Below are 25,864 nucleotides of genomic sequence, written 5' to 3' on the forward strand. Positions count from 1 at the left end.
AAGGAACATGCAAACATCTATGGAACCAGCAAATGGGTTAAACCGTTCAAAGCATAGGAAAATGGCAACCATGTTATCAATCATTCCAGGCGTGGGCCAAATGTATAATAAACAATTTGTAAAAGGTCTTATTTTTCTAGTATTAACAGGTTCTTTTATTGTAGCCTTTGCTGATTTATTAAATATGGGATTATGGGGTATTGTAACGCTTGGTACAGAAGTTCCACGTGACCATTCTGTCTTTCTATTAGTAGAAGGAATCTTGGCCCTTATCGTTATCGCTTTTGGGCTAGGCATATATGCATTTAACTTATATGATGCATACCAAAATGGAAAGAAACGTGATAGCGGAACACCGTTAAATTCTGTAAAAGAGCAATATCGTAATTTGTTAGATCAAGGTTTTCCTTATTTAATGGTTTCACCAGGTTTTCTACTACTTATCTTTGTTGTCGTATTTCCAATCATCTTCGTAATTTTAATTGGATTTACAAACTATGATTTATATCATTCTCCTCCAGCTAAATTAGTAGATTGGGTGGGCTTTAAAAACTTTATTGATATTTTCACTTTACCGATGTGGAGAGAGACATTTGTAAGTGTATTCTCTTGGACTGTCATTTGGACATTCGTTGCAACAACATTACAAGTTGCACTTGGTATTTTCTTAGCGATTATCGTAAATCAGCCTGGTATTAAAGGAAAGGCGATTATTCGAACAATCTTCATTTTACCGTGGGCGGTTCCAGCATTCGTATCTATTCTTGTTTTCTCTGGTATGTTTAATGAAACATTCGGAGCGATTAACAATCAAGTATTAGCTTTATTCGGAATTGAAAAGATTGCTTGGATGACAGATCCATTTTGGGCGAAGATTGCTTTAATTATGATTCAAACGTGGCTTGGGTTCCCGTTTATCTTTGCGATGACAACAGGTATACTGCAATCGATTCCGGGAGAATTATATGAAGCGGCTACAGTAGATGGAGCGACAGCTTGGCAACAGTTTCGTAAAATTACATTGCCACTTGTGTTATATGCAACAGCACCAATATTAATTACGCAATATACGTTTAACTTTAATAACTTTAGTATCATCTATCTATTTAATGGTGGAGGTCCTGCTGTAGCTGGACAAGACGCAGGTGGAACGGATATTTTAATTTCATGGATTTATAAGTTAACGATGACTTCAGCGCAGTACGGAAAAGCAGCAGCTCTTACAATGATATTATCGTTAATTGTTATTACAGTTGCGTTATGGCAATTTAAGAGAACAAAATCATTCCAAGAAGAGGATATGATGTAAATGAATATTAAAAGACAGAAGATGTTACGTCTCTCATTAAGTTATTTAGTTATTTTCGTAATGTGTGCCATCATTTTCTATCCGTTATTATGGATTATTGGCTCATCGTTTAATCCAGGTGATAGTTTATCTGGATCAAGTATTATTCCACAAAATGCAACGTTAGATCATTATCGTAAGTTATTAGATCTAGAGAATAGTAATTACTTACTATGGTATAAAAACACATTAAAAGTAAGTGTTTTAACGATGATTTTCTCAGTGTTAGCAATTAGTTTTACCGCTTATGCATTTTCGAGATATCGTTTTGTTGGAAGAAAAAATGGTTTATTAACATTTTTAATTCTGCAAATGATTCCAAACTTTGCAGCGTTAATTGCTTTATACGTATTAGCTCAATTAACAGGATTAATTGATACACACCTTGCATTAATTTTAATTTATGTAGGCGGGGCTATTCCGATGAATACATGGCTTATGAAAGGGTATTTTGATACGATTCCGAAAGAACTGGATGAATCAGCTCGAATGGATGGAGCAGGACATTTTCGTATTTTTTGGCAAATCATTATGCCACTTGCAAAGCCAATCGTAGCGGTTGTAGCGTTATTTACTTTCATTGGTCCATTTACAGATTTCATTTTAGCGAGTATTATTTTGCGAACACCAGAAAATTATACTTTAGCAGTTGGATTATATGAAATGGTTGCGAAGAAATTCGGTAATGAATTTACAACGTTTGCAGCGGGTTCTGTGTTAATTGCGATCCCAATTTCAATTTTATTCCTATCACTACAAAAATACTTTATTTCTGGTTTAACAGCTGGAGGTACAAAAGGATGAAAAATGGGACATTACGTCCCATTTTTCTTTTCATCTCCCTATAAATAAGTTTATAGGGAGATGAAAAGAGATTTGACATCACATGTGAAAAGAAGTGAAATAAATAGTATATTATAGTATAGGAAAAAATAGCTATATCCCTTACAATACATGAAGAGGGAGAATAGGATTAGTTTTGCAAGATATAAGAAATGAAAGTTTATGACTTGCAATGAGTGCGAGATAAAATATATGAAAAATGGCAGAGAAATGAGAGGAGGGGGATTTTTATGACAGTTACAATTAAAGATGTGGCGAAGCAAGCGAATGTTGCACCATCAACAGTTTCTCGTGTAATTGCTGATAATCCAAGTATAAGTGAAAAGACAAAGCGCCGTGTTAGGAAAGTGATGAGTGAATTAGGGTATCATCCCAATTTAAATGCGAGAAATCTTGCGAACCAAACGACGAAAACACTTGGTCTTGTTATGCCAAGTTCTGCAAGTAAAGCTTTTCAAAATCCATTTTTCCCAGAAGTTATAAGAGGGATTAGTTCATTTGCACACGTAGAAGGTTATGCGCTTTACATGTCGACAGGTGAAACGGAAGAAGAAATTTTTAATGGTGTCGTAAAGATGGTACAGGGACGCCAAATTGGTGGCATTATTCTTTTATATTCAAGGGAGAATGATCGGATTATTCAATATTTACATGAACAAAACTTCCCGTTTGTTTTAATAGGAAAACCATATGATCGAAAAGATGAAATTACATATGTAGATAATGACAATTATACAGCTGCAAGAGAAGTGGCAGAATATTTAATTTCATTAGGGCATAAGCAAATCGCGTTCATTGGTGGTGGATCAGATTTACTTGTAACGAGAGATCGTTTAGCTGGTATGAGTGATGCCTTGAAATTAGCAGACATTGTATTACCAAAAGAATATATTTTACATTTTGATTTTTCGAGGGAAAGTGGTCAACAAGCTGTTGAGGAATTAATGGGACTGCAGCAACCGCCAACGGCAATTATGGCAACGGATGACTTAATTGGACTTGGTGTGTTAAGTGCTCTTTCTAAAAAAGGATTCGTTGTACCGAAAGATGTTTCTATTGTAAGCTTTAATAATGCTTTATTATCAGAAATTGCGAGCCCTCCACTTTCGACAGTTGATGTGAATATTTATCAGCTAGGATATGAGGCAGCAAAAGCTTTAGTTGATAAAGTAGAGAATGCAGAATCCACTGCAAAGTGTATCATTATTCCTCATAAATTACTAAAACGTCAAACTTGTGATCATTATGCATAAAAAAGCTAAGAGTTTAACTCTTAGCTTTTTTCATTAGAAAGGCTTCTAATCGGTCGCAGCCTTCTTTTAAAGTTTCGATACTATACGCATAGGACAAGCGAAGGTAGCCTTCACCGTATTCAGAGAATGCTGTTCCAGGAACTACAGCTAGTCCCGCTTCTTTGACAAGATCAAGTGCAAAATCAAATGATGAAGATGTCAAATGACCAACATATGGGAATAAGTAAAATGCACCTGTTGGCTTTTCAACTGTTAATCCCATTTGAGTGAGTCTATTATATACGTAATCACGGCGTTTTTTATATTGGTGGCGCATCATTTTTGGTGCGTCTTTAGCTGCTGTTAATGCTTCAATTGCAGCGTATTGAGCGATTGAAGTAGCACACGTTACATTGTATTGATGAACTTTTAATATGTGTCCTGCTAAATAACTTGGTGCAAATAAAAGTCCAACACGCCAGCCAGTCATAGAATGTGATTTAGATAAACCGTTAATGACAATTGTTTTTTCACGCATTTCTGGGAAATGAGCGATAGATGTATGCTTTTGTTCATATACAAGCTCGCTATAAATTTCATCTGAAAGGACGAAAATATTTTTATCTTTTAAAACATCTACAATATCTTTTAGCTCTTCTGTTGATAAAGTTACACCGGTTGGGTTAGAAGGATACGGTAGTACGATACATCTTGTTTTTTCTGTAATAGCATTTTTAAGCGCTTCAGCTGTTAAACGAAATCCAGTTTCACGAACATCTACAAAAATAGGCGTAGCACCGCATAATCGAATAATAGGTTCGTAGCCTGGATAAATAGGAGCAGGTAAAATTACTTCTGTTCCTGGCTCTAAAATCGTTCGGAATGCAACATCAATTGCTTCGCTAGCACCGATTGTAACGATGGTTTCGTTTTCAGGTGAGTAATGTAAATCGTAGTTATCTTTTACGAAGTTACAAGCTGCCTTACGTAATTCTAGTAAACCAGCGTTATGTGTATAGCTTGTATAGTTTTCTGTAATAGCCCGTTTTGCCGCTTCTTTCACGAGAGAAGGTGTAGGGAAATCGGGTTGTCCAATTGTTAAAGAAATCAAATTACCATAGTTTTGAATCATGTTAGAGAATTGACGGATTCCAGAAATTTGGATATCCTTCACTCTAGGGTTAATGAATTGTTCCATTGTATCTCCCTTTCTTCCGTTTGAAAATTAAGTTCATTTTATCACATTTTCTATGATTACGCTTTGTATATGTTATTTAGAAAGAGAGAGAAAAGAGAAAAAAAGCCGCTATAAGCGACTTTTTAATATCCGTATTCCCAATCTATTTCATCTTCATTCCAGAGTACAGAGGATACCTTGCCAAGGTGAACAACTGATTCGTTCACAGCACATGTGCAGTTTTCTTCTCCCGCTTTATGCTGTAACTCTTCATATACTGATTTTTCAACATTTTCTAGAACAACCAAATTTTCTTCTTTTAAAACAAGCGTAGTACCCGCCATATTTATCTTCCTCCTACTAAAGTAATGATCACTTATTTGTAAACATAGATAGTATGGATTATATGCTGTATTTTGCTATAGTTGTCCGTCTAAAAAAGTATTTTTATATTTTCTTTGTAATCCGTATTCATTGTATACTGCACGAAGGAAATTTGGTACAGGGTTTACAATCATTTCGAAAATCTGTAACAATTATTATGAGTTGTTAACAAAGAATTAACAAATATGTTAAGAAAAATCAAAATTTTAAAACAAATAAACCTATAAAATGATATAATCATATCAAAATACATATAGGGGATGAGAGGTTATGGAGCTTATCCGTGATTTATTGATTCAAATTGCCATCATAATTTTGCCACTATTTTTATATGAAGCGATTCGTTTAAATCGCTATCAAGAAATGCCTCCGAAGCCAAATCGTTACTTTATTATGTTTTTATCTAGCGTTACGCTCGTTCTCTCCATGACATACTCTATTTGTTTTGGCAATGTGTGTGGGTATAACTTTCACCCCATTCCAATTGTCAGTGGTTTTTTATATGGTGGGATTGTTGGTTTAATCCCAGCGGTTATTTTTGTTGCATATGAATGGTTACTAAAGGGAATGAGCTTTCTTCCAGTTTTAGAAGTAATATTTTTATTGATAGTTCCGCTATTTTTATCAAAGAAATGGTCTCTTTTTTCAAGGGATAAGAAATTAATTTTAGCATTTATGATTTCATCATTTTATGTGCTTGTTTCTTTAGTATTAGGCATGATTAATGTTCTTTTGGAAACAGGATTTACACCGTATATTTCGCAAATATATAGCGGATTTATATTTGCCTCGCTTATCATGGTCATGACAATGGTATTCCAGGTGTATTTAACTGAATATTTAAATGAAAATGCATTGCTACGTACAGAGATGCAAAAATCAGAAAAGCTTAATATTGTAAGTGAGTTAGCAGCAAGTGTGGCACATGAAGTTCGAAATCCACTAACTGTTGTTCGTGGATTTATCCAATTGCTAGAAAGTACGGAAGATGTGAAGAATAAGGATTATATGCGTCTCGTATTAGCTGAATTGGATCGGGCGGAACAAATTATTTCAGATTACTTAAATTTAGCAAGGCCGCAAATTGAGAAAAAAGAACACATTTGTTTATCAGCCCAATTAATAGAAATGACCACTCTTATGTCGTCATTTGCAGCGATGCAAGGTGTATATTTACAAGTTGAAATTTCAGAAAGTCTTTATACGATTGGTGATAAGACAAAATTGAAGCAAGCTATTATGAATGTTGTTAAAAATGGTATTGAAGCAATTCAAGGAAATAAAGGATATTTAAAAGTAACAGCTATTCAAAAAGATGAAACAATCATAATAAGAGTTAAAGATAGTGGTGTTGGTATGACGAAAGAACAGTTAGCAAGGCTTGGGCAACCATATTATTCTTTAAAAGAAAAAGGGACAGGATTAGGACTTATGGTAACATTTAGTATTTTACAAGCGCATAATGGTACATTGGAATATAAGAGTGAGAGCGGAAAAGGCACTGAAGCAATTATTATATTACCAGCTGTACAAAATAAGGAATAAAAGTTACCGATGAAAGGTAACTTTTTATTTTATATTGTTTATTCATTTGTTTTTTCTTGTTTTGCTCGGCTAAATAAACTTTTAAATGATTGAAAGAAGCTTTGCTCTTTTGAGGCAGCAACCATTCTTTTTGTTTCTTGAATTTCTCGAATAACTTGCATAAGCTGTGCATCACGGTTACTGTCTTTGTTATAAATTTGACTAACAAGTTTATTCATTTTTTCTTCCTGTTTGGATTCTCGTTTATACATATGATTCATTAATAAGTCCATCTTTTCTTTTTGCAGTGCATCTGTTTGAGCGGCGTGATCGACTAACTCTTGAAGCATTTTTTCTTGAGAGCCTTCTTTTACATAAACTTGTTGCATCAATTCGTCTAGTTTCTCATCCTTTAAACGATTTTGTGTAATTAGAGTAGAATTTTGATGAATAATTGCTTCATTTAATTGAGCTAGCATTTCAAGTTTTAACATGAACTCCTCAAAGTTACGCCCATCTTCTTTTTCTTTCGTTTGTATCTCTTGCTTATCTTGTATAACTGGTACAGGTGGGGCCTCTTTTTCTTTTAAAATAATCGGTATCGTTTCTGAAATATCTTCTTGTAATGTAGCAGCTCTTTCGTGTATAGATTTCAATAATTTTAAATCATCAAGTTTATAAATACGAGCATCAGCTGTTTTGGAAATCATATAACCATGTTCCTCTAACAGTTGACTATATTTGCGAACTATATGTTTTGGGATGCCTGTTTTATTCGTGACATCTTTCGTTTTATAGGTAGCTTCCATCATATTTCCTCCCCAAAAAGTATCGTATATATCATTTCAATCTTTTATGAGGACTTCCTTTGAAAAAGAATGTCGGAAGGCTATTAGTTTTCTACAGCATTAGTGAAAAAATGAAAATTTTTGGCGGAATGGCAAGGAATAACTAAAATAATGTCTGAAAACATATACAGGAGAAGTTTGTTATAATAACGGAGGAAAAGAAACTGGTAGAAACATGGAGGTATACATGAAGCAATTAAAAGGTATTATCATTTCAATTATCGCAATTCTGTCTATTTTAGTAGCAGTTTATGAAGTACTTGTGCCAGAGGAAACAAGTGTAAAGAAAACGAATACGTATGATCAAGTGTTAGAATTTCCGAAAGAACGTTATCCAGAGACAGGAAAACATATTACGGATGCTATAAAAGAAGGACATTCAGAAGTTTGTACAATCGATCGTGGTGGTGCTGCAGATAGAAGGAAATTGTCGTTAGCACCATATCCATCAAAAAAAGGGTATGATCGTGATGAATGGCCAATGGCGATGTGCAAGGAAGGCGGAAAAGGAGCACATATTGAATATATAAGTCCGGCGGATAACCGTGGAGCAGGCTCTTGGGTAGGGAATAAGTTAGATAAATACCCAGATGGTACGCGAGTAAAATTTGAAGTGAAGTAGTAGTTGTATATTTCATAATGAAGGAGAAGGGGAACTATGGAGTTAACGATTTCTTATTCGCAATTAATGTTGATGAACTATGACGGTGAGCAGCCTTATGTAGATTGGACTGATGAAGATTTTGAAAGAGGTTATGCTAAGGCAGATGGAACTGTTATTTTTGAAGCACTTTCTGATTATACTTGTGAAGTGAAAGTGACCCCAGGGAAACATATTGAAAAAGAAGAAGTAGTTAGAACGATTACGGTTCCTTTTACAGTTGAAAATGAAAGTATCGTTATAACGAGTATTCTTTCTAATAAATTTCAAATACCTATTCCAAATGGTGAGTATACAGTTGTATTACAAGCAATTCCTCTTGAAGAGCCAACGGATGATGAATTATATAAAATACAATATGAATTCTTTTTTGAAAGTAAAGAATAAAAAATGGGTTATCCTTTTCTCAGGATAACCCATTTTTGTTATGCGTTTGTTTTTAAAAGGGAACGAGCATCTTTCGCTGCTTGCACCATATGTTCTAAAGCTGGAATAACTTCTTCTGTTCTTCTCGTTTTTAAACCACAATCGGGATTAATCCAGAAATATTTAGGATCACATACTTCTAAAGATTGTTCTACGATTTTATACATTTCATCTTTACTCGGTACACGTGGGCTATGAATATCATATACACCTAGGCCAATGCCTTTTTCATATGTTGTATGTTTTAATGTATCAATAAATTCTCCGTGACTTCTTGATGTTTCGATAGAAATTACATCTGCATCTAATGCGCGAATCGCGTCAACAATATCTTCGAAGTTACTGTAACACATATGAGTATGAATTTGTGTTTCATTTGCTACAGAAGAAGTTGCTAAAAGGAAGGATTGTACTGCCCATGTAATATAAGCATCCCAATCTTTTTCTTTTAGTGGCATTCCTTCACGAAGTGCGGGCTCATCGACTTGGATTACTCTAATTCCGGAAGATTCAAGTAGTTCAATTTCGTGACGAAGAGCTAGTGCAATTTGATACGAAACTTCTTTTCTTGGAATATCATTTCGAACGAAGGACCAATTTAAAATTGTAACAGGTCCGGTTAACATTCCTTTTACAACTTTTTCCGTTAAGCTTTGTGCATAAACTGTTTCCTTAATAGTCATGCCGTTAATAAAGGCTACATCACCATAAATAACAGGTGGTTTTACGCAGCGGGAACCGTAAGATTGTACCCAACCGTTTTTAGTGAATGAGAAACCAGCAAGGCGCTCACCAAAATATTCAACCATGTCAGTTCTTTCAAATTCACCATGTACAAGTACATCAAGCCCAATTTCTTCTTGGTAACGAATCCATTTTTCTGTCTCTTTTTCAATAAATTGTTCATATTGTTCATTTGAAATAACACCGTTACGCCATTCTTTTCGCGTTTGACGAACTTCAGTTGTTTGCGGGAAGCTACCAATAGTTGTTGTTGGTAATAGCGGTAACTCCAGGGCAACTTGTTGTAATTCGTATCGTTTTTCAAATGGAAGAGGACGTGAAAAATCTTCTTCTTTTAGTGCTGTTCGTGCTGCTTTGACATCTTCTCGGTTACGTGCAGCAGATGAACGAATTGTATGATGTACGTTTCGATATGTTTCCAGCTCATTACTAATGCTTTCTGTACCTTGAGTGAGAGCGGAATGAATAAGAACTAACTCTTCTAATTTTTGATTTGCAAATGCTAACGCATCAAACAGCTCAGTCGATAAGTGAGTTTCTTCTGTTTTATCGATTGGTGTATGCAATAAGCTACAAGAAGGCTGAACGATGATATCTTTCGTTTGGACTTGTTTTTGTAACGTTGTAAATAACGTAAGTACTTCATCAAGGTCAGCTCTCCAAATGTTACGGCCGTCTATACAACCGACAGCTAAAGTTTTATCAGCTGGGAACCCATATTTTGAAATAGCATTTAAATTGCCTTCTTTACCATGAATGAAATCTAATCCAATACCGGATACCGGGAATGTAATAATTTCTTCATAGTTTTCTTCTACGCTATCAAAATATGTTTGTAAAAGAAGAGTCGCATTTGGAACTTCTTTACGAATAGCTTCATAAATTTCTTTTGCTTGTTGAACTTCTTCTTTCGTTAAAGAAGCGAAAATCGGTTCATCAACTTGAATGGCTTGTGCCCCAGCTGCATGTAGTTCTGAAAGCAGTTGTACGTAAGGTACAACTAACTGTTTTAAAATGGTAGAAAATTGTTCTTGTGTATAGCCTTTAGCTAATTTTAAGAAAGTATATGGTCCTAAAATAACAGGCTTTCCATCTACTCCTAATTCTTGTTTTGCCTCTTCGTATAAGCGAAGTGGACGATTATCTTTTAAAGAGATTTGTAATCCCTCTTCATATTCAGGAACGATATAGTGATAGTTTGTGTTAAACCATTTTGTCATTTCGGAAGCTACGTGATCTTTAGAGCCACGCGCCATTGCGAAATATACATCAAGGTAAGATGTAAACTCAGAAAAACGTGATGGAATAAATCCTAGCATATAGGCAGTATCCAAAACGTGATCATAATATGTAAAGTCGCCAATTGGAATGAGTTCAATCCCTTTTTCTTGCTGTACTTTTACGTGTTGAAGGCGAATTTCTTTCATTGTTGTTAAAAATTGTTCTTCATCGATTTTATTGGACCAAAATGCTTCCAATGTTTTTTTCCACTCTCGTTGTAGTCCGATACGTGGATAACCTAAGTTACTTGTTTGAATTGCCATTTTAAATTCCTCCCTAATTGAAAGTAAGCATTTCCGTTTACTAGGAAATACCTATAACAAAAAGTACAAAGACATAGAAAATAAGCCTTCCTTTTTGTTTTAACACCTCATCATCATCCGTGAATCTATCAGTGTTGTTAAAACAGGCAGGTCTCCTGACTTATGCTTCATATAATTTCTTTCACCTTCCCGTTTTCACAGTGGTACTAAAAAGAAATCTCAGCATTTACAGTGGCGGGACCGTGTTGGAGTTTCACCAAGCTTCCCTTTTAAACACGAAACGAAACTTTCGTGTACCTATTTTCCTTTTGAAAGGAATTTAACAAGCGATATGATATTGAAACAAATTCTAACACAATTTTTGGAATTTTGTCTACTGTTTTGAAATAAGAAAATTCTAAAGTTTTTATTTCTTATTATTCTGAATTAATTAATAATAGTACTGTATAAAAAGAGAAATTGAGCTATGAAAGAAGTAGGGATGTCTTCTTTCATAGCTCAATTTTCATCTATAGCAACTTCTGAAAGTCGGCCTGCTATAGCATCTTTAAGGAGGGTGTTTAACCATTGTAATTCAACTGTAATATGCTCAATTACACTTTGCAAAATATATAGTTGTGCACGTGGAACCTTTCCTTTATTACAATCATATATCGTTTGCATAGTATGTAAATATTGAAGAGTATCGTTTTTCTTTTTTTCTAAAATAGGAACTAATTCGTGATCATTGCTAAAGTGAGCGAAAGATAATGCTGAATAAATAGGTTTATATATTTGGTTTTTGGCTTCAAATTGTTTTAATAGTAAAGTATGGAATAGTTTTTTGCCTTCTTCTGTTATATGAAAAATTGTTTTGTCCGGTCGATTTGTGTCTCTAATTACATTTGTAATATGAATTGCACCTTGCTTTTCTAATTGCTCGAAGGCGTAATAAAGTGATCCTTTAGCATATTTAATGTAACAATCCATTTGTCGTTCTTTCATAATATGCTGCACTTCATATGGATGTTTATCTCCTTCGAGTAGCAAGCCGAGAATGACTAATTTCATGCTCATGCTGTCTCAACTCCTGTATACAAAAACTTTATCCCGCATTAACGGGCAGTAAGACCCCACCCAAAAATTCAGTGGAAGCAAAGAAGTTAGGTGGGGATTAACTGCCCGTAAAAACCAGATTGGTGAGGGCTAATAATCAGTGGGAGATGAACAACCCCCACTGATTAAAGTTTCACTTTATACATATTATAAACGGCATATCCTTTTTCATAAAGGAATATGCCGCTTCTTTTTTATATTAACTAACTTGCTTTTGTTTTTCTTTCTTTTTAGGGCCAGTAAAGAGGCGTTCATTTCCCATAAGTAAAATACAAATAATACTTAGTACAGCCGGGATGAGTGCCCAGAAGAATGTATTCGCAATAGATGTAGCGAGAGCTTCTTTAATACCCGCTAATATTTCAGCAGGAATTTTTGCGGTAGCGCCTGGTGATAATAAGAAACTTGTGTCTCCGCCTTTTGGAGCTAATTTTGCTAGTTCAGGGGGGAATACAGAGTTTAGTTTATCTGTAAAAATATGATTTTGAATTGTACCGAAAATCGTTACACCAAGAGTCATACCGAGTGATCGGAAGAATGAGTTTGTTGATGTCGCCGAACCACGGTCTCGCATTTCCAACTTGTGAATAGAAGACATACTTAATACTGAGAATGAGAAACCGACACCAAGTCCAGCGAGAATCATAAATAGTGTTACGAGTAAACGAGGTGTGTCCATTGTTAAAGTACTTAATAAATAAATACCAAGAACGAAGAAGACACCAGATACCATCATAATGTTACGATAGCTTGTTCGAGACGCTAATTGTCCTCCTGTTTGACTTCCAATTACAGAACCAACCATCATTGGTGTTAAAATTAATCCAGCATTAGAGGCGGAACCTCCAAGAACGCCTTGAATGAAGATTGGAATATAAACTGTACAGATAATAAAAGCGGCACCATAGAAAAAGGCAACTCCTTGACTAGCTGCGAATAAAGGTTTTTTAAATAGATGGAACGAAATAATAGGCTCGGTTGCTTTTCGTTCTACAAAGAAGAAAATAATAAGCGTAATAACTACTGTTGTAAATAAGCCAATAATTACAGTAGAATTCCAGGCATATTCTTTACCACCAAGTTCTAATGCGAACATTAAGCAAACGATACTTATGACAAGTGTAATAGCACCAGCCCAATCAATTTTTTGTTTTCTAAATTCTAGAGACTCACTGTAGTATTTAGTAATGAAGAAAAAGGAGATAAGTCCTAATGGAATATTAATATAGAAGACCCAATGCCAACTTATATAGTCTGTAATATAAGCACCTAATAAAGGACCGAATACACTAGATGTCCCGAAAACAGCACCGAATAGTCCTGTCATCTTTCCGCGTTTTTCTGGTGGGAAGATATCGTACATAATTGTGAAGGCGATAGGCATAAGGGCACCACCACCGATACCTTGAATAGCTCTATAAATACTTAATTGCTCAATACTTGAAGCTGTTCCGCAGAGCGCAGAACCGAATAAGAAAAGAATGAGGCCACCAATATAAAAACGTTTCCGTCCGTACATATCAGAAAGTTTCCCGAAGATAGGCATCCCTGCCATTGTTGCTACCATATAAGCTGATGTGACCCAAACAAACTTATCAAATCCTCCTAGGTCTCCAACGATTGTTGCCATTGCGGTTGCAACGATTGTATTATCCATTGCGGCCATTAATATACCAAGCAGTAAACCAGCAACAACAAATTTTGTCTTGTTGGCGTCTTTTTTTAATGGTTGAGTTTCCAAATATAACCCTCCTTTAGAAATAAGTAAACTATATTAAGTTTTGAGTGCAGTGGATAAAAAATTTTAATGTATAGTTGATTTTAATTTCTTTTCCATAAGTGCACTGATATGCCATAAAGAATATTATAGTCAAATTTGACTATAAGGCAAACTTTTTCTTCCGTCAAAATATTCTTTCGTATGAGTAGAGAACGAGTGAGCCATACTGAATATTGCTATAAAGGAAATGAAGTAAATTGTAAAAAAATTTCATAAAGAACACCTTCTGTTAATAGATGAAAAATGGTTTTTTCTTCATATTGTCGAATAGGATAAAAGGAAGAGAAATATTAAACATTGCTTGTAGCAAGCTTTAGTAATTTGGGGAATTCATTGTGTGTATGTTACATCTGAAATGAGGTGAATATATATTATGAAAATATGGGGACGAATTTCGGATACAGGAAAGTATTCAATACCGCTACAACCAGTATTGTGGATTGACGGATCGAAAAAGGAAAACGAATTTCCTCAAGTAGCCGTTACATTACAAATTGGTAGTATGTATACAGAACAGTTTTCGTATGAATTGACCTACGATGTAAACGACATACTTATTATGCGAATTGAAGTGGAAAATAAAGGAGTAGAAATGATTTCGAGAGTTGTTGTAAGTCATATGATTCGAGATTACTTTGCTTATATTCCTAATTCTTTAAAAGTTGATAAGGGGATAAGTGAGTTTTTATTCCAGCTTGTCAGATGGCGAATTGATGATTTGTTACCGAATGAGAAGGTGGAACTACGTTGTAAAATAAAAGCTAATAAAGATAAAGCTCTTAAACAAACATTCTTTCAGGCTACATATACATTTCAAGATAAAGAGATATCATATGGCCCACTGCAAACAAATGAAGTTGTTGTGCGTCAATGATAAAAAGGAACCTGTACAAAAGGTTCCTTTTTTAGTGAAGGTTGTGTTTTTTGAGTATTTTCTTTTGCTCCATTCCTTTTTTTCCTACATAGTTATTTTTGTAGCCAAAGTATAGAATAAATAAAAATGAAACAACATTAACAATAGCGTCGATTTGATCGTTTGTAATAAAGTGTATGCCGAAAGAGGTAAATAATAATTTTAATGATAATAGAAAACCAGCTAGTAAACGCATAGCATCTGATAGATTCTCTTTTTGTAGCATATAGATTACTCCTTTCTATAAAAGTTATATTATATATATATGAAATAGAGTAGAAAAGGTATACAAGCTTAAGCAGAAATGTACATTGCATATGTACATTTTTTATTTTGTAGAAAAACATTATTGATATAGAAACATATATTGGTATAAAAGGGGGAAAAGTATGAAACATAAAGGGAAAATTAGTGGATTATTGCTTGGCAATACTGTGGCAGTTACAGAATGGATTGCACTTCAGGATGTAATTGCAAAACTGGATTCACGATCATTTTATACCGTCTTTATTATTTATATATTGCAAATGATACTAAGTTATTATTTTGGACATTGGTACGATAAAAGAGCGAACGAGCGTATGGGTATGGAAGTAGGAGGAATGGCAAGCAATGATTTTGTTGTTGATTTTTTTGGGAAAGTAGCTGCTTTATCTGAAAGAGATTCTCGTAATATTACAGTGTACATTCTTTCTGTAAAAGAATGGGAAGGATTAAAAGACACGTTGCAAGAAAAAAAGTTGGGAGTGTTAGTACAAAAATTAGAGAGTACCATTGTAAAGACAATTCGGAAGGGCGATGTTGTTACAAAGTGGGATGAAAATAAGTACGTTATTGTAGCAATTGATAATGGTCATGAAACATCAACAATAACAAAACGATTAATGAAAAATATTGAAAGTGAAATAGAAGGTGATTTACTCAGTGTCACTCTTTTATTTGGAGCAGCTAGCTATCCAGTAGAAGGAAAAACGTTTGAAGAACTGTTGAGAAAGTCGCAAAATCAATTGTACCAGTATAGAAATTTGCAAGAAAATGAGTGAAGCTTTGATTTGAAGATATATGATAGGAAGATGTTTTATTTGTAACATTTTTTTGACTTTTATTACAAAAAAACGCCACGTTTGTAATAAAAGTCTTTAAAAATATATGAAATAAGCATATAATTATGATGGTAGTGTCAATGCAATTTGCACAGTGTGTTTTATTTTAAAAGTGTAGAGGAAAGCAAGCTCTACACTTTTCCTTTTTAGGAAATGAAAAGAATATTTGTAAGTTGTTGCGAGATATCGATTGTACTGTGTAAAATGAACAAAGAGATTAATTGATAGAAAGCTGGAAAGGGAATGATAGACGTGAGAGCGGAGCGATCACCTTTTATCAGGTGAACTATTATAGTCTTATTAAGACTGAGGTGAAATTCCGTGGATATTAAAGTAATACATAGTGTGAACAGGCCTTAAAAAACACGAAGTAGTATACTTAAAGATGGATATGGAATTGCTAAATAATTCAAAAAGAATAATGTAATATCAAGTAATAATTTGTACAAACAATATTAATGATCTTCGTAAAAAAGATGCGAGTGTATAGAACAATTACATATTTTATAACTTTTTTATATTACACGATGGTCGTTTATAAGTAGGAGGAAGAGATGTTGAAATATAGTAAATTAGCAATTGTAACTGCATTATCAATGATTTTATTAGCCGGTTGTTTCGGTCCGAAACCAGAAGAAGAATTATATGTAGCGTTTGAAAACGCTGCTAAACAAGAAAAAACAATGTTTGAAGATGCAAAAAAACTTGAGACTTTAGAGAAAGAAGGACAAGAATTATATAACCAGATTGTTCAAGAAGGAAAAGATAATAATCAAACTGTTAAAGAAAAACTGAATCAAGCAGTGAAAAATACAACTGAACGAGAAAAAGTGCTTGCAAAAGAAAAAGAAGTTTTAAATAAAGCGCAAGAAGAAGTGAAGTCAGCTGATAAGTATGTGAAGAAAATTGAAGATAAGAAATTGAAAGATCAAGCTGATAAAGTGAAAAGCACGTATGAGAAACGACACGATTCATTTAATAAAATGTATGACAGCTATGACAAATCTTTAAAACAAGAAAAAGAGTTATATACAATGTTACAAGATAAAGGTACTAAATTAAAAGATATTAGTGAAAAAGTAAAAGTAGTAAATCAATCTTATAAGGATATTGAGTCAGAAAAAGATAAATTTAATGAATTCACAAAGTCTTATAATACAGAAAAAGTAGCTTTTTATAAACAAGCAAATATTAAAATTAAAGAAGAGAAAAAATAAAACAGTTTGGCCTACACTTGGCCAAACTGTTTTATTTTTTTGTATAAGTACGACTATACCATGGAACAGGTTCACTTAATTTTTTTTCTTGTTTTAATGCTTCAGGACCAATATAATCTTGAATTGTTTTTTTTGCCACTGTTAAAGATAAGGTTGTTTTCGGATTTCGATAGGAGGATTCAAGATGACCAAGATGCGGTAGAATTCGAAAATCTTCTTTCGTAGGAGGGATGTGGAAAAAATAATCGCCTAAACGTATAAGGACATCAGATTGTTGTTGGCTAAAACGTGGGTTTCTAGAAAAATGTAATCCTTCTTTAATTGCTTTTTTTTCAGCAATCAAACGTTCTAAAGCTGTCTTTTTTAACCAGTATAAATATTTAGGATTAGTAGCTGCTTTAGCATGACGATTCACAACGAAAATAGATTGAGCTAGTCGATTAATAGAATGTTGGTTTTGTAATTGAGATTGTGGTTGTGAAGGTTTCATATTGAATCTCCTTTCAATTTTTCATTATTATACCATAAATAAAATAGGTATTTATTATACGCAAAAAGTGATTGTATATATTTTCAATATTAAAGCAATATTGTTACAAAAAACAACTATTTTGTATAATAGTAATAGAATATGTTTTTGAAATTTGATAATGAAAGAGTGAGAAGTTTGAAAGAAATATTAAAACAACAGTATGCCATTATAGATATTGGATCTAATACAATGCGTTTAGTTATTTATGAAAAGCAAAATGGAGGTTTTTATAAAGAGATTGAAAATACGAAAGTTGTTGCTAGGTTAAGGAATTACTTAATTGATGGTGTGTTGAATGAAGAGGGAATAGAAGTATTATTACAGACATTATTTCAATTTCAAGAAAGTACAAGATTCCATCAGTTGCATCATGTACTTTGTGTTGCAACAGCAACAATTAGACAGTCGGAGAATCAAGAGGAAATTAAAAAGCTTGTTGAAGGACAAACGGACTTTACTCTTAGAGTATTATCAGAGTATGAGGAAGCGCGTTACGGATACTTGGCGGTTATGAATTCTACATCGTTTTCAGAAGGAATAACGGTAGATATCGGCGGGGGAAGTACAGAAGTTACATACTTTAGAAATAGAGAGATTTTAGAGTACCATAGTTTTCCATTTGGGGCACTTTCTTTAAAGCAACAATTTATTAAAGGGGATATTCCTACTAAAGATGAGTTAGAGGGAATGCAACAGTATTTAGAGTTTCAATTTCGAACGTTACCATGGTTAATCAATAAGAAATTGCCTCTTATTGCAATTGGTGGTAGTGCTAGGAACTTAGTGAAAATCCATCAAAATTTAATATGCTATCCTATAGCAGGATTACATTTATACAAGATGAAAGAAGAAGATATTGAAAGTGTAAAAGATGAATTGGAAAAATTGTCGTACATAGAACTTCAGAAATTGGAAGGATTGGCAAAAGATCGAGCAGATACGATTATTCCAGCGGTTGAAGTATTTCATACACTTGTTAATGTTATAGAGGCACCGGCATTTGTATTAAGTAGAAAAGGGTTAAGAGAAGGTGTTTTCTATGAAGAGTTGACAAAAGATTTGGGGATTTCATATTATCCGAACGTAGTTGAAGAAAGTCTGCATTTACTATCACATGAATACGAAATGGACATGGAATTTGTTATTCAGCTTATTAAACATGGAAGACTAATTTGCAAACAACTTGAGGAAATAGGGCTTATTTCTATGTCAGTAAAAGACTGGGAAGTGTTCCATCAAGCAGCGAAAGTATTTAATATAGGCAAATATATAGACGAAGAAGCAAGTCGTTTACATACGTTTTATTTATTAGCGAATAAGACAATTGATGGCATGATGCATAAAGATCGAGTAAGGCTAGCGCTTATTGCATCGTATAAATCAAAAATGTTATTTAAACAACATTTATCTCCATTTGAAGGTTGGTTTGATAAAAGCGAACAAAAAAAAATCCGCCTGTTAGGAGCTGTTTTACAATTTTCAGCTACTTTAAATGTAAGGCAACGATCGCTTATTGATACCATATCTATAACAGAAAACGAAGAAGGATTAACATTTAAAGCTTTATGTGAAAAATCGGCATTAGCGGAAAAAGTGCAGGCTGAAAAACAAAAAAAACAGTTAGAAAGAGTATTAAAAACGAATATTAACTTGTTATTTGAACTAAAACATTAGGTTGTACGGATGTCTTTACAAAAAATTTACACTTTATAATATTGTAATTTGCTAAAATAAAAGTAACTAAATTATAGTGAAAAAGTTTCAAGGGGAAGTGTGAAGAGAATGGAATTATTGAAGGGGAATGCAGTAAATTTAAATGATACAGCTTATTACAATAATCGAGAGTTAAGTTGGTTAGCATTTAATGAACGTGTCTTACAAGAAGCGCAAGATGCAAATAATCCACTTTTGGAAAGATTGAAATTTATTAGTATTTTTAGTTCGAATTTAGATGAATTTTTTATGGTACGTGTAGCGGGATTAAAGGATCAAGTGAGTGCTGGATTTAATCAGCCAGAAAATAAAGCTGGCTTAACACCAAAAAAGCAATTAAATAAAATTGCGATAAAAGCCCATGCACTAATGACAGTACAATATGATACATTTAAAAATTATGTATTACCAGCGCTTGAGTTAGAGGGAATTGAACGTTTAACATTCAATGATTTGACGAAAGAGCAGCGAGAATTTATAGAAGAGTATTTTGATGAGCAAATTTTTCCAGTGTTAACTCCTGTAGCTATTGATGCATATCGCCCATTTCCAATGTTATTAAACAAAAGTTTGAATTTGGCTACTCTTTTATATGATGAGAAGCAAGCGGAAGAAGAAAACAGGACGAAGTTAGGAATTGTGCAAGTTCCTTCATTACTTGAGCGCTTCATAATTTTACCGAGCGAAGGGCAAAAGCATAAATTTATTTTATTAGAAGACGTAATTAGTAGCTTTACTCATAAATTATTTACGGGATATACAGTATCATCTGTTACTCGTTTCCGTATTACACGCAATGCAGATTTAACGATTCATGAAGAAGGTGCGAGAGATTTATTAAAGGTAATTGAAAAAGAATTAAAAAAGCGTAAGTGGGGGGCTGCTGTTCGTTTAGAAGTTGGGAAAGAACACATTGATGAAAGAGTACTAGCGTTATTATATGAGGTTCTGGAAGTAAAAGATGAAGATGTATATATAATGGATGGTCCATTAGATTTAACATGTTTGTTTTCTTTATATAAAAAACTAGCTCCTTTATATGAACATCTTGTATATCCGGCTCTTATTCCGCAACCACCTCAAGATTTAGGTGATGAAGAAGATGTATTTGAAAAAGCAATTGAGCATGATATTTTATTACATCATCCTTTTGAATCATTTCAGCCGGTAGTTGATTTTGTCCGTGATGCGGCGGACGATCCGAATGTACTTGCGATTAAACAAACGTTATATCGTGTAAGTGGTGATTCACCGATTATTCAGGCGTTAAAGATAGCGGCTGAAAAGGGAAAACAAGTGACAGTATTAGTTGAATTAAAGGCAAGATTTGATGAAGAAAACAATGTTCATTGGGCTAAAGAATTGGAACAGGCAGGCTGTCATGTTATTTACGGTGTAAGTCACTTGAAAACACATAGTAAAATTACATTAGTTGTAAGAAGAAAAAACGGAAAAATCGAAAGGTTCGTACATCTCGGAACTGGAAACTATAATGATGCAACAGCGAAGTTATATACTGATTTTGGATATATTACATCAAGAAAAGACTTTGGGGTTGATGCAACCAATTTCTTTAATTATTTAAGTGGTTATACAACAAAGCCACATTTTCATCATTTATCGGTTGCTCCATTTGATATAAGAGAGCAATTTATAGATTTAATAGATGAAGAAATCCGTTATCATAGGCAATATGGAAATGGATATATTATCGCTAAGATGAATTCATTAACAGATAAACCATTAATTAAAAAAATGTACGAAGCATCACAAGCTGGAGTAAAGGTAGAGCTCATTGTTCGAGGAACATGTTGCCTACGACCTGGCATTCCAAATGTAAGTGAAAATATTCGTGTAGTTAGTGTTGTTGGAAGATACTTAGAGCATAGCCGTATTTATTATTTCCATCATAATGGGGAGGAGAAAATATATTTATCTTCAGCTGATTTGATGACGCGAAATATGGAGAAGCGAGTGGAAATATCTTTCCCGATATTAGATATTGAAATGAAGGCACGAATTAAGGCGATTTTACAGCTTACATTAGCTGATAATGTGAAAACACGTGAACAAAATAAAGATGGTGATTACTATTATGTTATTAATAGTAGTACAGAAGAAATTGATAGCCAAGTGAAGTTGTTTAAGATGGCATATCAAAATACAGACGCTGAATAATGAAAAAAGTAAAAACCTCTTATGTCAATAAGAGGTTTTTACTTTTTTCTACTCATATGCTCCAAAAATGGAAGGATGAGTAGAAACAATAGTTTTATTATAAGCGTGTAATGAGATGGCTCGTTGAGAGAATAATATTTGAAAGAATCGTTATTTTAACTTAGTAATAGTATGGTTGCTGACATGGTCCACCGTAACAAGGATAAGGTGCTGGCGGCGGAAAAGGTGGTGGATAAGGTGGATAAAATGGTCGAGGGCCGAAAGCTAATGCTCCGCCGAGCAATCCACCAGCAATTCCAGCTAGAAAGGGAACGCCAAAAAACGGGAAGAAGCGTGAGTCGCCTACTGGACCAATAGGTGCTGAACGGACTGGAATTGGTTGATAATATGGATACATGAACATACCTCCTTTATTGGACTCACTTTTATCATATGGTAAACAAAACGTGGATGAGCGCGTACAAGAAAGGATATGTAAGAAAATAGGCGAATTATTACGAATGTTGGAGTGTGAAAATTGTGATTTCAGGTTTTGACATAAAACGAAATGGGACACGTGTTCTTCCCAGGCCTCGATTGACATAGAGAGTTAAATCCTGAATTGTATAGAAGCCTTCAATATAGTCTTTGGCGAGTGAAGGTGTAATAATAGCTCCTAAAAAAGGAATTTGTACTTGTCCGCCGTGACTATGACCAGAAAGTTGCAAGTTGATTGGATATCTAGAAACTTTGGGCGCGATATCTGGTTCGTGAACAAGAACAATGTTATAAGTACTTTGCCGTGCATGCTCTAATGTTTTCTCTATTTTTGGTTTGCCTAATAGTATATCATCGAGACCGAAAATAGAAATTTCACTATTATCCATTAAGCGAATTCTTTTTTCACTATTGAGCAATAGCTCAAATCCTGATTCACGCATGATGTGCTCATAGTATTCAGTTCCATATCCACCGTGATCATGGTTACCATAAATAGCGAATTTACCAAAGGGGGCTTGTATATTTTTTAAAATGGATGCAACGAAAGGAGTGTCAGTATACGTTTGATAATTATCAATGAGATCTCCGGTAAAAAGGACAATATCTGGATTTACAGCATTAATTTTAGAAACAACTTTAGATAAATGTTGAAGCGAGAAATAGTATCCGAGATGTAAATCGCTGAATTGAAGAATTTTCATACCATGAAAACTTTTTGGGATGAGTTGTGATTTTAATGTGTGCTGTGTAAAAGAAATGAAATGGGGCTCTATATATTTAGCATAGTAGTATCCGATGCTACTGGTTATAAATGAATAGAGACAAGTGCGCATACCAATTTTCAAAAAATTTCTTCTTGTAATGTGCTTCATAAAAATATGAGTATACCTCAATGTTTTCATTCCATTTATAGGCTACTCAAATCTCCTTTCAGTTTATTTAAAATATACTTTACATAATAAAAAGTAGTATAGATTACGAAAAAAAATGAATAAAAAGAAAGTTCTTTACGCTAAAATATCAGAAAAGTTTAAAAATATAAAGATTTCTATTAAATAAAGTGATAAAATGAATGTGTATTCATTTTTTGGAGGGGATGTATGTGAAAGAAAAGGTAGTTATTATAACAGGTGGATCGAGTGGAATGGGAAAAGGAATGGCGACTCGTTTTGCAAAAGAAGGGGCACGAGTTGTTATTACAGGACGTACAAAGGAAAAACTAGAGGAAACAAAGTTGGAAATTGAACAATTTCCAGGGCAAGTATTACCTGTACAAATGGATGTAAGAAATACGGATGACATTCAGAAAATGATTGAACAGATTGATGAGAAGTTTGGTAGAATTGATGTTTTAATAAATAATGCAGCTGGAAACTTTATTTGTCCAGCAGAAGATTTATCTGTGAATGGCTGGAATTCAGTCATTAATATTGTATTAAACGGTACGTTTTACTGTAGTCATGCTGTCGGAAAATATTGGATTGAAAAAGGTATAAAAGGGAATATCATTAACATGGTAGCAACATATGCATGGGATGCTGGTCCAGGAGTTATTCATTCGGCTGCAGCGAAGGCAGGAGTATTAGCGATGACGAAGACGCTCGCTGTTGAGTGGGGACGTAAATATGGAATACGAGTTAACGCTATCGCGCCAGGACCAATTGAACGTACGGGCGGTGCTGATAAATTATGGATTTCAGAAGAAATGGCTAAACGTACGATACAAAGTGTTCCGCTTGGAAGGCTGGGTACGCCAGAAGAAATCGCTGGTCTAGCTTATTATTTATGTTCAGATGAAGCTGCGTACATAAATGGAACTTGCATGACAATGGATGGAGGACAACATTTACATCAATATCCATTTTAAAAGGGATAAAAAAATGAATATTTGATTCATTTTTTTATGGCTAAATGTGACGGAATTGTGACATATGAAAGAAAAGTGTTTACAAGAGGTCATATATACGTTATATTTAAGACCTCTTTTTTCTTCATAGTAGAATTGCTAATTCCCCTTAGCATTTTACCCCTCTAATCCCTTCAGGAAAACTGAAGGGATTTTTTATTATTTTTCCGTAAATATCATGTTATAATTTTTGAAAAGTAAAGGGAGGGAAGCACGTTGATAGATGCATTAGATGTAATGAGTAACTTGGATAAAGTCCTTCCTTATTATCAAGCTATTTTTAGTGCTGATGAGCATACTGTAATTGGATACGAAGTAGTAGGACGTATTCAAACAGAAGAGGGCATACAAAGTTTAGCTTCTTTCTTTCACGATGATTCGATTCCAAGTGAATTTCAACTGGAAGCGGATAATATTATAGTAGAAAAAGCTTTAAATCGTTATTTAGAAAGCGATCAAAAATTATTATTATTTATACATCGGAATGCTAATGTATTAATGAATGATGATGATGAAAGCTTGCTTCAACTTTTATTGAGGTATGAAGAACAAGGTTTAAATTTAAAACAAATTGTTTTAGAGATTACAGAGCATGAATGTAAAGAAGATATAGAGCAATTTAATCATTTGCTTATGTATTATCGTACATATGGTATTCAAATTTCGATTAATAAAGTCGGAACGGGCACAAGTAATTTAGAGCGTATTAGCGTGTTAGCACCTGATATTTTAAAAGTAGATTTAACGAACTTAAGGCAAACAGCACTTTTACAATCTTATCAAGATATTTTATATTCTTTATCATTACTTGCTAGAAGAATTGGTGCAACTTTGTTATATGAAGAAATAGATGCTTTTTATCAACTGCAATATGCTTGGAAGAACGGCGGAAGATATTATCAAGGTAATTATTTGAAAGAATGTTTACCTGATTTTATTGAAACGAATGTTTTGAAAGAGCGACTAGGTAATGAATGTCATCAGTTTATTCAGCATGAAAAGAAGAAGTTACAAAAAATTTATAATTTAACAGAGATGTTACGCGATCGCATTGGCGATGTTTTATCAAAACAAAAAAAGAATGAAGATATAAATGATTGGTTATTACAATTTAGTCAAAGTGTATCACAGTGTAGTTTTCGTATATTTATTTGTAATGAAGATGGTTTCCAACAATCAGGAAATGTTATGAAAAAAGATGGAGAATGGATTGTGATGCCGGATTATTATATGAAGAACTGGAGTTGGCGCCCGTATTTTCTCGAGAATATCATGAAAATGCGTTTTGAGAATAAGGCGAGGCTTTCAGATTTATATGCAGATATTGAAACGGGAGAAATGGTACGAACATTTTCTTTCCCGATTGATGATGACAACTTTTTATTTATAGATTTATCTTATGAATATTTATATGAAGAAGATGTTTTATTTTAATGCACGAAGAGATTCGTGCATTTTTTTGTTTGTTTTTATCATAAATTGGTAATAGTGAAAATGGTGATGAAAATGCTGTCTATCGTTGTAAAGATTTTACGAACGAAATCTGTCCTTTCTTTGCATAATCATTGTTACAATGAATACTACAAAGACAAGTTCTTTTAAAAGGAAGGTGAAAAAATGAGGAAATATGGAATATGGCTTGTTCTATTTGTATGTGTTGCCTTTCTAGTTGGTTATAGTGTTACGACTGTTTTAGGAAAAGAGGAAGTGGAAGTCGATCGGAAAGAAGTATTTACAACGATACAAAAAGGCTATGAAACCCAGTTTTCAATTCGTGGGAAGCATTTGCCGATGAATAAGATGATAGAGACGTTATCACCGTATTTTACAGATAATTTCCTTCAAGTATTTACAGATGAAAATAGCAGAAGTGATAAACAAAGTGGTGAATATTTACTTCCGGCAAAAGAAGCACCGTTTTCTTTTAATTCAGAAACAAAAATGTCGTATGATGAAGAACATAAAAATTTATATGTATATGAGCGGACAAAAAGTGGACAGTATCAAATTGTAACATTGAAAAGGGATCAAGATAAATGGAAGCTAGCAGGATATCATGAAAGTCAGGAACTTTTAACTGAAATAAAAAGGTTGCAACAATTATAAAGTGAAACTTTTAATCAGTGGGAGGGATTACTCTTCCATCTAACTTCTTTGCTGTAGCTAAATTTGGGGTAGGAGTTTTACTACCTACAAATAGCGGGATAAGGATAGGA

Annotated in this window: 24 protein-coding genes and 1 riboswitch; of the genes, 14 read left to right on the top strand and 10 right to left on the bottom strand. The window is 33.7% G+C overall.

Annotated elements, in window-relative coordinates; genetic code table 11:
* The first annotated feature begins 7 nt into the window (after window positions 1–7).
* The 3 genes from malC to malR all read left to right on the top strand — a co-directional run bounded on the left by malC (window position 8) and on the right by malR (window position 3,444).
* On the top strand, window positions 8–1,309 hold the full coding sequence (gene malC / locus ACTFR8_RS12645; RefSeq protein ID WP_001194997.1) for a maltosaccharide ABC transporter permease MalC: 1,302 nt from the start codon (window positions 8–10) through the stop codon (window positions 1,307–1,309).
* Window positions 1,310–2,152 carry a maltosaccharide ABC transporter permease MalD gene (gene malD, locus ACTFR8_RS12650; protein ID WP_001022608.1) on the top strand — a complete coding sequence of 281 codons (843 nt, stop codon included), beginning with the start codon at window positions 1,310–1,312 and terminating at the stop codon, window positions 2,150–2,152. It abuts the gene before it with no gap.
* 269 nt (window positions 2,153–2,421) lie between these two features.
* A complete protein-coding gene (gene malR, locus ACTFR8_RS12655) occupies window positions 2,422–3,444 on the top strand; it encodes a maltose operon transcriptional repressor MalR (protein WP_000219053.1) in 1,023 nt (340 codons plus the stop codon).
* Window positions 3,445–3,457: 13 nt separating this feature from the next.
* On the opposite strand, the gene ACTFR8_RS12660 is transcribed toward malR, so the two are convergent.
* Window positions 3,458–4,621 (bottom strand): aminotransferase A, encoded by a 1,164-nt coding sequence (locus ACTFR8_RS12660; RefSeq protein WP_000434600.1) that lies wholly within the window; start codon window positions 4,619–4,621, stop codon window positions 3,458–3,460.
* A gap of 122 nt (window positions 4,622–4,743) precedes the next feature.
* A complete protein-coding gene (locus ACTFR8_RS12665; protein WP_000929280.1) occupies window positions 4,744–4,944 on the bottom strand; it encodes a hypothetical protein in 201 nt (66 codons plus the stop codon).
* Window positions 4,945–5,254: 310 nt separating this feature from the next.
* Between ACTFR8_RS12665 and kinB the strand changes: the two genes are divergently transcribed.
* Window positions 5,255–6,529 carry a sporulation sensor histidine kinase KinB gene (gene kinB, locus ACTFR8_RS12670; protein WP_000420369.1) on the top strand — a complete coding sequence of 425 codons (1,275 nt, stop codon included), beginning with the start codon at window positions 5,255–5,257 and terminating at the stop codon, window positions 6,527–6,529.
* Between the two features lie 38 nt (window positions 6,530–6,567).
* Here the strand turns inward: kinB and ACTFR8_RS12675 are convergent, their stop codons facing one another.
* Window positions 6,568–7,317, bottom strand: coding sequence for a DUF3967 domain-containing protein (locus ACTFR8_RS12675; protein WP_000388471.1), 750 nt, complete (start codon window positions 7,315–7,317; stop codon window positions 6,568–6,570).
* 226 nt (window positions 7,318–7,543) lie between these two features.
* Here ACTFR8_RS12675 and nucA point away from each other — a divergent pair, with 226 nt between their 5' ends.
* Window positions 7,544–7,978, top strand: coding sequence for a DNA-entry nuclease (gene nucA / locus ACTFR8_RS12680; protein WP_000811494.1), 435 nt, complete (start codon window positions 7,544–7,546; stop codon window positions 7,976–7,978).
* Window positions 7,979–8,014: 36 nt separating this feature from the next.
* Window positions 8,015–8,404, top strand: a complete 390-nt coding sequence (gene comJ / locus ACTFR8_RS12685) for a competence protein ComJ (protein WP_000424030.1) — start codon at window positions 8,015–8,017, stop codon at window positions 8,402–8,404.
* 38 nt (window positions 8,405–8,442) lie between these two features.
* Here comJ and metE read toward each other — a convergent pair whose 3' ends face one another.
* The 3 genes from metE to ACTFR8_RS12700 form a co-directional block, all read right to left on the bottom strand.
* The gene (gene metE, locus ACTFR8_RS12690) at window positions 8,443–10,731 is read right to left on the bottom strand and encodes a 5-methyltetrahydropteroyltriglutamate--homocysteine S-methyltransferase (protein WP_001007613.1); all 2,289 of its coding nucleotides are present in this window, start codon (window positions 10,729–10,731) and stop codon (window positions 8,443–8,445) included.
* Window positions 10,732–10,859: 128 nt separating this feature from the next.
* Window positions 10,860–11,047: riboswitch (cobalamin riboswitch) on the bottom strand.
* A gap of 182 nt (window positions 11,048–11,229) precedes the next feature.
* Window positions 11,230–11,787: a PadR family transcriptional regulator gene (locus ACTFR8_RS12695; protein ID WP_000062063.1), complete on the bottom strand. Its 558-nt coding sequence runs from the start codon at window positions 11,785–11,787 to the stop codon at window positions 11,230–11,232.
* A 238-nt stretch (window positions 11,788–12,025) separates the two neighbouring features.
* On the bottom strand, window positions 12,026–13,567 hold the full coding sequence (locus tag ACTFR8_RS12700) for an MDR family MFS transporter (protein ID WP_000449901.1): 1,542 nt from the start codon (window positions 13,565–13,567) through the stop codon (window positions 12,026–12,028).
* Window positions 13,568–13,979: 412 nt separating this feature from the next.
* On the opposite strand from ACTFR8_RS12700, the gene ACTFR8_RS12705 reads away from it, so the two are divergent.
* Window positions 13,980–14,480: a hypothetical protein gene (locus tag ACTFR8_RS12705; RefSeq protein WP_000708120.1), complete on the top strand. Its 501-nt coding sequence runs from the start codon at window positions 13,980–13,982 to the stop codon at window positions 14,478–14,480.
* A 31-nt stretch (window positions 14,481–14,511) separates the two neighbouring features.
* Here the strand turns inward: ACTFR8_RS12705 and ACTFR8_RS12710 are convergent, their stop codons facing one another.
* Window positions 14,512–14,745, bottom strand: coding sequence for an SPP1 phage holin family protein (locus ACTFR8_RS12710; RefSeq protein ID WP_000939448.1), 234 nt, complete (start codon window positions 14,743–14,745; stop codon window positions 14,512–14,514).
* A gap of 163 nt (window positions 14,746–14,908) precedes the next feature.
* On the opposite strand from ACTFR8_RS12710, the gene ACTFR8_RS12715 reads away from it, so the two are divergent.
* Window positions 14,909–15,562: a diguanylate cyclase domain-containing protein gene (locus ACTFR8_RS12715; protein WP_000680811.1), complete on the top strand. Its 654-nt coding sequence runs from the start codon at window positions 14,909–14,911 to the stop codon at window positions 15,560–15,562.
* 614 nt (window positions 15,563–16,176) lie between these two features.
* Window positions 16,177–16,839: a YkyA family protein gene (locus ACTFR8_RS12720; protein ID WP_000922482.1), complete on the top strand. Its 663-nt coding sequence runs from the start codon at window positions 16,177–16,179 to the stop codon at window positions 16,837–16,839.
* Between the two features lie 31 nt (window positions 16,840–16,870).
* On the opposite strand, the gene ACTFR8_RS12725 is transcribed toward ACTFR8_RS12720, so the two are convergent.
* Window positions 16,871–17,329: a YkyB family protein gene (locus ACTFR8_RS12725; RefSeq protein WP_000804862.1), complete on the bottom strand. Its 459-nt coding sequence runs from the start codon at window positions 17,327–17,329 to the stop codon at window positions 16,871–16,873.
* A 141-nt stretch (window positions 17,330–17,470) separates the two neighbouring features.
* Between ACTFR8_RS12725 and ACTFR8_RS12730 the strand changes: the two genes are divergently transcribed.
* Together ACTFR8_RS12730 and ACTFR8_RS12735 are read left to right on the top strand one after the other, a co-directional pair.
* Window positions 17,471–19,045: a Ppx/GppA family phosphatase gene (locus ACTFR8_RS12730; protein WP_002005581.1), complete on the top strand. Its 1,575-nt coding sequence runs from the start codon at window positions 17,471–17,473 to the stop codon at window positions 19,043–19,045.
* 108 nt (window positions 19,046–19,153) lie between these two features.
* Window positions 19,154–21,262 carry a polyphosphate kinase gene (locus ACTFR8_RS12735; RefSeq protein ID WP_000421677.1) on the top strand — a complete coding sequence of 703 codons (2,109 nt, stop codon included), beginning with the start codon at window positions 19,154–19,156 and terminating at the stop codon, window positions 21,260–21,262.
* A gap of 160 nt (window positions 21,263–21,422) precedes the next feature.
* Here the strand turns inward: ACTFR8_RS12735 and ACTFR8_RS12740 are convergent, their stop codons facing one another.
* Both ACTFR8_RS12740 and ACTFR8_RS12745 read right to left on the bottom strand, forming a co-directional pair.
* The gene (locus tag ACTFR8_RS12740; protein WP_000283738.1) at window positions 21,423–21,659 is read right to left on the bottom strand and encodes a hypothetical protein; all 237 of its coding nucleotides are present in this window, start codon (window positions 21,657–21,659) and stop codon (window positions 21,423–21,425) included.
* A gap of 97 nt (window positions 21,660–21,756) precedes the next feature.
* Entirely contained in the window at window positions 21,757–22,614 is an 858-nt protein-coding gene (locus ACTFR8_RS12745) for a metallophosphoesterase (RefSeq protein ID WP_030027732.1), read from the bottom strand.
* Between the two features lie 230 nt (window positions 22,615–22,844).
* Here ACTFR8_RS12745 and fadH point away from each other — a divergent pair, with 230 nt between their 5' ends.
* The 3 genes from fadH (at window position 22,845) to ACTFR8_RS12760 (ending at window position 25,754) form a co-directional block, all read left to right on the top strand.
* Window positions 22,845–23,609: a 2,4-dienoyl-CoA reductase gene (gene fadH / locus ACTFR8_RS12750; protein ID WP_000660913.1), complete on the top strand. Its 765-nt coding sequence runs from the start codon at window positions 22,845–22,847 to the stop codon at window positions 23,607–23,609.
* A gap of 255 nt (window positions 23,610–23,864) precedes the next feature.
* Complete coding sequence (locus ACTFR8_RS12755; RefSeq protein ID WP_000564306.1) at window positions 23,865–25,082, top strand: EAL domain-containing protein; 1,218 nt, start codon at window positions 23,865–23,867, stop codon at window positions 25,080–25,082.
* A gap of 183 nt (window positions 25,083–25,265) precedes the next feature.
* Complete coding sequence (locus ACTFR8_RS12760) at window positions 25,266–25,754, top strand: DUF3993 domain-containing protein (RefSeq protein WP_001233804.1); 489 nt, start codon at window positions 25,266–25,268, stop codon at window positions 25,752–25,754.
* Window positions 25,755–25,864 lie beyond the last annotated feature (110 nt).

Origin of the sequence: Bacillus cereus group sp. MYBK15-3 (assembly GCF_051916765.1) — a bacterium.
GTDB classification, from domain to species: Bacteria; Bacillota; Bacilli; order Bacillales; family Bacillaceae_G; genus Bacillus_A; species Bacillus_A cereus.